This window comes from Mycobacterium sp. UM_Kg1 (genome assembly GCF_000972925.1).
In the GTDB taxonomy this organism is placed as follows: Bacteria; Actinomycetota; Actinomycetes; order Mycobacteriales; family Mycobacteriaceae; genus Mycobacterium; species Mycobacterium hiberniae.
Genome location: NZ_JRMK01000388.1, coordinates 1 through 246, shown reverse-complemented (window position 1 = coordinate 246; position 246 = coordinate 1). Strand labels below are relative to the sequence as shown.

Sequence of the window (246 nt, the reverse complement as noted above, 5' to 3'; positions counted from 1 at the left end):
TTCGACCAGCTGTTCTCGCCGTTTGTGGACGCGGCGACCAGCGGCGTCGACTGGGATGCGTTCACCGACGCCACGGCGTGGAGCACCTTCTTCGACCCGGCGCATTGGGATGCTGCGTGGGCCAATCTGGATGGTTTGGGTGAACCGTTGGCGGCGTTGGCGTCGCCGGTGGGTTTGACCGAGTTGTTCGATGAGTGGATTTACACCCCGATCCACACGGGCGTCGACAACTTCATCAACAGCGAT

At 61.8% G+C, this 246-nt stretch carries 1 protein-coding gene; it reads left to right on the top strand.

Annotated elements, in window-relative coordinates:
• On the top strand, positions 1-246 hold a 246-nt coding region (locus tag LI92_RS24130), incomplete at both ends, for a hypothetical protein (protein WP_046322780.1).